At 72.6% G+C, this 6,535-nt stretch carries 5 protein-coding genes and 1 pseudogene; 3 read left to right on the top strand and 3 right to left on the bottom strand.

The features are described from left to right. Together ABWK99_RS12035 and ABWK99_RS12030 are read left to right on the top strand one after the other, a co-directional pair. Positions 1-769 (top strand): annotated as a pseudogene (locus tag ABWK99_RS12035) (sugar ABC transporter substrate-binding protein); the annotation flags it as partial. Positions 770-773: 4 nt separating this feature from the next. Next, positions 774-2,867, top strand: coding sequence for an alpha-galactosidase (locus ABWK99_RS12030; protein WP_372594943.1), 2,094 nt, complete (start codon positions 774-776; stop codon positions 2,865-2,867). A 54-nt stretch (positions 2,868-2,921) separates the two neighbouring features. Here the strand turns inward: ABWK99_RS12030 and lipA are convergent, their stop codons facing one another. Genes lipA through ABWK99_RS12015 form a run of 3 tightly spaced genes read right to left on the bottom strand, consistent with a single transcriptional unit; the run spans position 2,922 to position 5,165 of the window. Next, positions 2,922-3,923 (bottom strand): lipoyl synthase, encoded by a 1,002-nt coding sequence (gene lipA / locus ABWK99_RS12025; RefSeq protein WP_372594942.1) that lies wholly within the window; start codon positions 3,921-3,923, stop codon positions 2,922-2,924. Beyond that, positions 3,920-4,591 carry a lipoyl(octanoyl) transferase LipB gene (lipB, locus tag ABWK99_RS12020; RefSeq protein ID WP_372594941.1) on the bottom strand — a complete coding sequence of 224 codons (672 nt, stop codon included), beginning with the start codon at positions 4,589-4,591 and terminating at the stop codon, positions 3,920-3,922. The genes lipA and lipB overlap by 4 nt, the downstream gene beginning before the upstream one ends. A 10-nt stretch (positions 4,592-4,601) precedes the next feature. Next, positions 4,602-5,165: a MarR family winged helix-turn-helix transcriptional regulator gene (locus tag ABWK99_RS12015; RefSeq protein WP_372594940.1), complete on the bottom strand. Its 564-nt coding sequence runs from the start codon at positions 5,163-5,165 to the stop codon at positions 4,602-4,604. Between the two features lie 59 nt (positions 5,166-5,224). Here ABWK99_RS12015 and ABWK99_RS12010 point away from each other — a divergent pair. Next, positions 5,225-6,535, top strand: a 1,311-nt coding sequence (locus tag ABWK99_RS12010) for an MMPL family transporter (RefSeq protein WP_372594939.1), incomplete at its 3' end; no start/stop codon positions are given.

The following is a 6,535-nucleotide window of genomic DNA, read 5'->3' as shown; positions in this document are numbered from 1 at the left end:
GATCAAGGAGGCCGGTGGCTACATCACCAACTTCTCGCAGAGCGACATCAACCAGTTCGCCGGCCTCGTGTGGCAGGCCGGTGGCTCGTGGTTCCAGAACGACGGCACCGAGTGGACCGTCGACCTGACCAGCGAGGAGTCGGTCATGGTGGCCGACTACTGGCAGAACCTGATCGACCAGGGCCTCGTCTCGGCGAACCCGCCGTGGACCAGCGAGTGGGACAACGCGTACAACACCGGCTCGGACTGGACCTGGATCTCCGCGGTCTGGGGCGCCAACTCGATCGCGAGCGGCGCGCCTGACACCGCCGGCAACTGGGCCGTCGCCCCGATGCCGCAGTGGGAGGCCGGGGACGCCACGGCCGGCAACTGGGGCGGTTCCTCGACCGCCGTCTTCAAGGGCTCGGAGCACGTCTACGAGGCCGCGAAGTTCGCGCTCTGGCTGAACACCTCCGACGAGGCGCTCACCGCCCTCAACAAGGCCGCCAACCTGTACCCGGCGACCAAGGCGGGTGCCGACCTGCCCGCGCTCAAGGAGGGCGTGGAGTTCTACGGCGGCCAGGCCATCTACGACGTCTTCGCCGAGGCCTCCGGCCAGGTCAACCCCGACTTCACCTGGGGTCCGACGATGACCCAGGTCTACGCGGACGCCTCGGACGGCTTCAAGGCGGCTGTCACCGGTGGCGGTACCCTGACCGAGGCCCTGACCACGGCGCAGGAGTCGACCATCAGCACGCTGAAGTCGCAGTCGATCCCGGTCAAGGAGTGAGTGCTTGATCCACCACCTGCGCGCCGCGGGCTCCAGCCTCGTGCTGGATGCCCGCGGCTCGCGGCTGCCCGCGATCGTCCACTGGGGCGCCGACCTCGGCGACCTGGACGAGCGCGGGCTGACCGCGCTCGCCGACAGCGCGGTTCCGGCCGTCGGCCCCAGCTCGATCGACCTCCCGCTTCGGGTGTCGGTCCTGCCGGGGCTCGCCGAGGGCTGGTCCGGGCGCCCCGCCCTCCAGGGGTTCTGGTCGGCCACCGGGAGAGCCATCGGCGCCCTCGAGGTCCGCGAGGTCGAGCGGGACGGCCTCCTCCTGCGGGTGACCAGTGACGACGGCTCCGACGGTGCCGTCGTCGTGACCGAGGTCGAGCTCACGGAGCACGGCGTCCTGCGGATCCGTCACCGCCTGCGCAACGACTCGAGGGACCGCCTCGAGCTGGCGGCGCTCGACGCGGTCCTCCCGATCCCTGATCGCGCACGGGAGGTGCTCGACTTCACCGGCCTGTGGACCCACGAGCGTCGGCCCCAGCGCACGGCACTCGGTCTCGGCTCGTGGAGCAGGCAGACCCGGCATGGTCGACCCGGGCACGACGACCCCTTCCTCACGGTCGCCGGCACGGCCGGATTCGCGTTCCGGTCGGGTGAGGTCTGGGCCGCGCACCTGGCGTGGAGCGGCGACAAGTCCGTCCACGTGGAGCGGCAGCCGCTCGGCCCCGCCGTGATCGCGCTCGGCGAGCTGCTCGCCCCTGGTGAGATCCGCCTGGCACCGGGGGAGTCGTACACGACGCCGTGGGTGGTCGGTGCGTGGTCCCGCGAGGGGCTCGACGGGCTCTCCGCGCGGCTGCACCCGTACGTCCGGTCCCGCTCGACCGTCCGTGGTCCCCGCCCCGTGGTGCTGAACACCTGGGAGGCCGTCTACTTCGACCACGACCTCGACGTGCTCGGGCGCCTCGTCGAGGCGGCGGCGCAGGTCGGTGTCGAGCGGTTCGTGCTGGACGACGGGTGGTTCACCGGGCGACGTGATGATCGCCGCGCTCTGGGGGACTGGACGGTCGACCCGACGGTATGGCCCCAGGGCCTGCACCCGCTCGTCGACCTCGTCCGCTCCCACGGCATGGACTTCGGGCTGTGGGTCGAGCCGGAGATGGTCAGCCCCGACTCCGCGCTGGCCAGGGCGCATCCCGAGTGGGTGCTCGGGGAGCCGTCCGCGCCGACCTGGCGCTTCCAGCGCACGCTCGACCTGGACCATCCCGAGGCCTATGCGTACGTCCGGGACCGGCTCGTGGCACTCGTCCGCGAGTACCCGATCGCCTACCTCAAGTGGGATCACAACCGCGACCTGCTCGAGCCCGTCGCGCACCGGCAGACCATGGCGCTGTACCGCCTGATCGACGAGCTGCGCGTCGCGGCACCGGGGCTCGAGATCGAGTCCTGTGCCTCGGGCGGTGCGCGGATCGACCTCGGGATCCTCGAGCGGGTGGATCGCGTGTGGACCTCCGACACGAACGACCCGCTCGAACGTCAGCAGATCCAGCGGTGGACCGGCATCCTCGTCCCGCCGGAGTACCTTGGCAGCCACCTGGGCGCGCCCCGGGCGCACACGACGGGGCGCAGCAGCGACCTCTCCTTCCGGGCGGCGACGGCGCTGTTCGGCAGCGCAGGGATCGAGTGGGACCTGCTCGCGGCCGACGACGAGCAGCGCGCCCGGATCGCCTCGTGGACGGCCGCCTACCGGGAGCGCAGGGCCGCGCTGCACACGGGGACCGTCGTCCGCGCCGACCTGTGCGACCCCGCCCTGCTGCTGCACGGAGTCGTGGCCCCGGACCGGTCCAGCGCGCTGTTCGCCTACGTCGCCCTCGCGGCCGCGGAGCACGCCCTGCCCGCTCCGGTGCGCCTGGTGGGCCTCGACCAGGACAGGGTCTACCGGGTGCGCCCGTGGACGCTCGTCGACCGTCCGGCGGTCATCCAGGACGTCGCTCCGCCGTGGGTCCTGGAGGGCGGGGTGACCCTTCCCGGTCGGGTCCTGGCCGAGGTGGGGCTCCCGATGCCGCTGCTGCTGCCGCAGCAGGCGCTCCTGCTCGAGGTCGACGCCGTCGGCTGAGAGCCGGCGACCGGCGCCGCGACCGGCGGCTGCCGCCCACCACCGGTGGCGCGCTCAGCGTGCGAGCAGGCTCGCGGCCTCCTGGCGGGCGGTGCGCTCCTCCGCGAGGTGCGCGAGCTCGGCCGGGATCTCCCAGCCGCGTCGGCGCATGGCCTGGCCCCAGAGGCTGCCGGCGCGGTACGAGGACCGCACCAGCGGACCGGCCATCACACCGAGGAAGCCCAGCCGCTCGGCCTCCTGCGAGAGCTCGACGAACTCCTCCGGCCGCACCCACCTGCTGACCGGGTGGTGGCGTACGGAGGGCCGCAGGTACTGCGTGATCGTCACGAGGTCGCAGCCGGCCTCGTGCAGGTCGGCGAGGGCCGCGGCGGCCTCCTCCATCGTCTCGCCCATCCCGAGGATGAGGTTGGACTTGGTGACGAGGCCGGCGTCGCGGGCTGCGGTGAGGACCGAGAGCGACCGCTCGTAGCGGAAGCCGGGCCGGATCTGCTTGAAGATCCTCGGGACGGTCTCGAGGTTGTGCGCCAGGACCTGCGGTCGCGAGGAGAACACCTCGGCCAGCTGCTCGGGCACGGCGGTGAAGTCCGGGATCAGCAGCTCCACGCCGGTACCGGGGTTGAGCGCATGGATCTGACGGACGGTCTCGGCGTAGAGCCAGGCGCCGCCGTCGGGGAGGTCGTCGCGGGCGACACCGGTGATGGTGGAGTACCGCAGGCCCATCGTGCTGACCGACTCGGCGACCCGTCGCGGCTCGTCCCGGTCGAGGTCGGCGGGCTTGCCGGTGTCGATCTGGCAGAAGTCGCACCGCCGCGTGCACTGGTCACCGCCGATGAGGAAGGTCGCCTCGCGGTCCTCCCAGCACTCGAAGATGTTGGGGCAGCCGGCTTCCTCGCACACCGTGTGCAGGGCGCCGCCCTTCACGAGGCCCTTGAGCTCGGTGTACGCCGGGCCCATCGTGGCCTTCGTCTTGATCCACTCGGGCTTCTTCTCGATGGGCGTCTCTGCGTTGCGGGCCTCGACCCGCAGCATGCGGCGTCCCTCGGGCGCGATCGTCATCGGGCCAGGGTACGTGAGGGGATGAGGAGGGGCGCGAGGGCCCTGCCGAGGTGGACGGCCAGCAGCGGGTCGACCTCGTCGACGGTGACCCGTCGGCCGAGCTCCGCCGACAGCGAGGTCACGTCGGCGTCGGTGATCCCGCAGGGCACGATCCGGCCGAAGGCCGTGAGATCGGGATCGGCGTTGAGCGCGAGACCGTGCATGGTCACCCCCCTGGCGACCCGCACACCGATCGCGCAGACCTTCCGGTCGCGCCGGGTCTCGTCGGCGGGGCACCAGACACCCGAGCGCCCCTCCACGCGGGCCGCAGCCACCCCGAGGTCGGAGCAGACGGCGAGGACGGCCTCCTCCAGGGCGCGGACGTACGCGACGACGTCCACGGGCTCCGCGAGCTTCACGATGGGGTACGCGACGAGCTGTCCCGGCCCGTGCCAGGTGATCCGGCCGCCGCGGTCGACGTCGACCACCGGCGTCCCGTCGACCGGGCGGTCCGCCGTGGCCGTGCGCCGGCCCGCGGTGTAGACGGGCGGGTGCTCGAGCACGACGACGGTGTCGCCGCGGGTGCCGTCCGCCACCTCGGCGTGCAGCCGTCTCTGCGTCTCCCACGCGTCCAGGTAGGGGACGAGGCGGGGTTCTGGCCGCTCGAACGTCAGCTGACCGGTGTCCATCGGCGGAACGCTACCCGGTGGCCTCGTCGAGCGCCTCGTCGCCATCGCTCTCGGCCTCCTCCTGGGCGGCCAGCATGTGCAGGAGAAGGCGCCGCAGCTGCTCGGTCTGCTCGGCGTCCAGTCCGCGCAGGACCATCTCCTCCGCCCGGTCGGAGGCGCCCGCCGCGCTCAGCGCCCCGTAGCCGGCTGCGGTCAGGAGGACGTCGTGGCGGCGCCGGTCACCCGGGCGGATCGGTCGCTCGACATAGCCCGTGCGCTCCAGCCGGGCGAGCGTCTTGCTCATGGTCTGCTCGGTGACCCCGCAGGACTCGGCGAGCTGACGCTGGGAGCGGGGGCCGCCGGCGAGGTGGGCGAGCACGGGGAGCGAGGCGTGGTTGAGCTCCCACCGCGCGAGGTGCGCGTTCCACTCCCGTTCGACCCGGCGGGTGATGGCGGACATGAGGCGGCCCGTCGGCCAGTCCTCCGGGAGCCGGGGGGCGTGGTCGGTGCGGGGGGCCGGGTCCTGGGTGCTGTCGAGAGCTCGCGGGGACTCGACGGAGGGACCGGCGGCGTCGACGTCGTCGTGGGTGGTCATCGCGGCGGCACCTCCTGTCCGAGTTGTGTGCGCCGATGCAGCAATCCATGATACTCAGCATGCTGAGGAATCGAGAAGGTGCGCGGTCGGGTCTGCTTCGAGGGCTCGCCGTGCTGGGGGTCATCATCGCCTGGCTGGCCATCGGCGGCGTCGGCGGCATGTCCGTCGGACGGCTGTCCGAGGTGCAGGAGAACGACACGGCGTCGTTCCTGCCGCAGAGCGCGGAGTCGACCCGTGCGGCAGAGCTCTCCGCGGCGTTCCGGCAGTCGACGACACTCCCTGCGCTCGTCGTGATCGAGGGTGACGGCCCGCTGAGTCCCGAGCAGCTCGGCCAGGTGCAGGCCTTCGCCGGGACCCTCGCCGGGCTCGACGTGGACGGAACCCCGCTCGCCGACCTGGTGACCGCACCCGTCGTCGCGTTCCCGTCCGAGGACGGCGAGGCCGCACTCGTGACCGTGTCCCTCGACTCCGAGAAGGCCCTGGCCCAGGTCGACGAGGAACGGGTCGTCAACCTGGTCGTGGCCGAGCTCCGGGTCGCGGCAGGCGAGCAGCTCGACGGACTGACCGCCTATGTGACGGGCCCCGCCGGTTCCATCGCCGACCTCGTGGAGGCCTTCGGCGGGATCGACGGCGTGCTGCTCCTGGTGGCCCTCGCAGCGGTCTTCGTCATCCTCATCCTGGTCTACCGGTCGCCCTCCCTCCCGTTCACCGTGCTCTTCACCGCACTGTTCGCCCTCTCGGGTGCGGCGCTCGTCGTCTTCGAGCTCGCCAAGGCCGGGGTGCTCGTGCTCAACGGCCAGAGCCAGGGGATCCTGTTCATCCTCGTCGTCGGTGCGGCGACGGACTACTCGCTGCTGCTCGTCTCGCGGTTCCGCGAGGAGCTGCGCCGCGTGCACGCCCCGCACCTGGCGATGCGCCGTGCCTGGCGCGCCTCGCTCGAGCCCATCGTCGCCAGCGCGGGCACCGTCATCGCAGGTCTGCTCTGCCTGCTGCTCTCGGACCTCTCGTCCAACCGGAGCCTCGGGCCCGTCGATGCCATCGGCATCGTCGCCGCCGTCCTGGCGGCACTCACCCTGCTCCCGGCCCTGCTCCTCGTCGGCGGCAAGCGCGCCCGCTTCATCTTCTGGCCCCGGATGCCGCGGCCCGCCGCGACCGACGACTCCGGCGCGGAGGTCACGGAGGACCTCGCGCACCTCGAGGCACGCTCGGGCCTGTGGGGCCGGGTCTCGGGCCTGCTCGGCCGCCGCCCCCGGCAGGTGTGGGCGGTGACGGCGATCGCCCTGCTCGCCGCGGCGGCCTGGCTCCCGACGCTCCGGGCGACCGGCACCAGCGAGTCCGACATCTTCCTCACCCCGGTCGACTCGGTCGTC

It is taken from the genome of Actinotalea sp., assembly GCF_041597215.1.
Classification (GTDB): Bacteria; Actinomycetota; Actinomycetes; order Actinomycetales; family Cellulomonadaceae; genus Actinotalea.
This window is presented reverse-complemented; position numbering and strand designations above follow the sequence as displayed.

Excerpts from the sequence above, each read along its gene's own strand:
- ABWK99_RS12015 (WP_372594940.1), bottom strand. The coding sequence starts at position 5,165 with ATGACCACCCACGACGACGTCGACGCCGCCGGTCCCTCCGTCGAGTCC.
- lipA (WP_372594942.1), bottom strand. The coding sequence starts at position 3,923 with ATGACGATCGCGCCCGAGGGACGCCGCATGCTGCGGGTCGAGGCCCGC.
- lipB (WP_372594941.1), bottom strand. The coding sequence starts at position 4,591 with ATGGACACCGGTCAGCTGACGTTCGAGCGGCCAGAACCCCGCCTCGTC.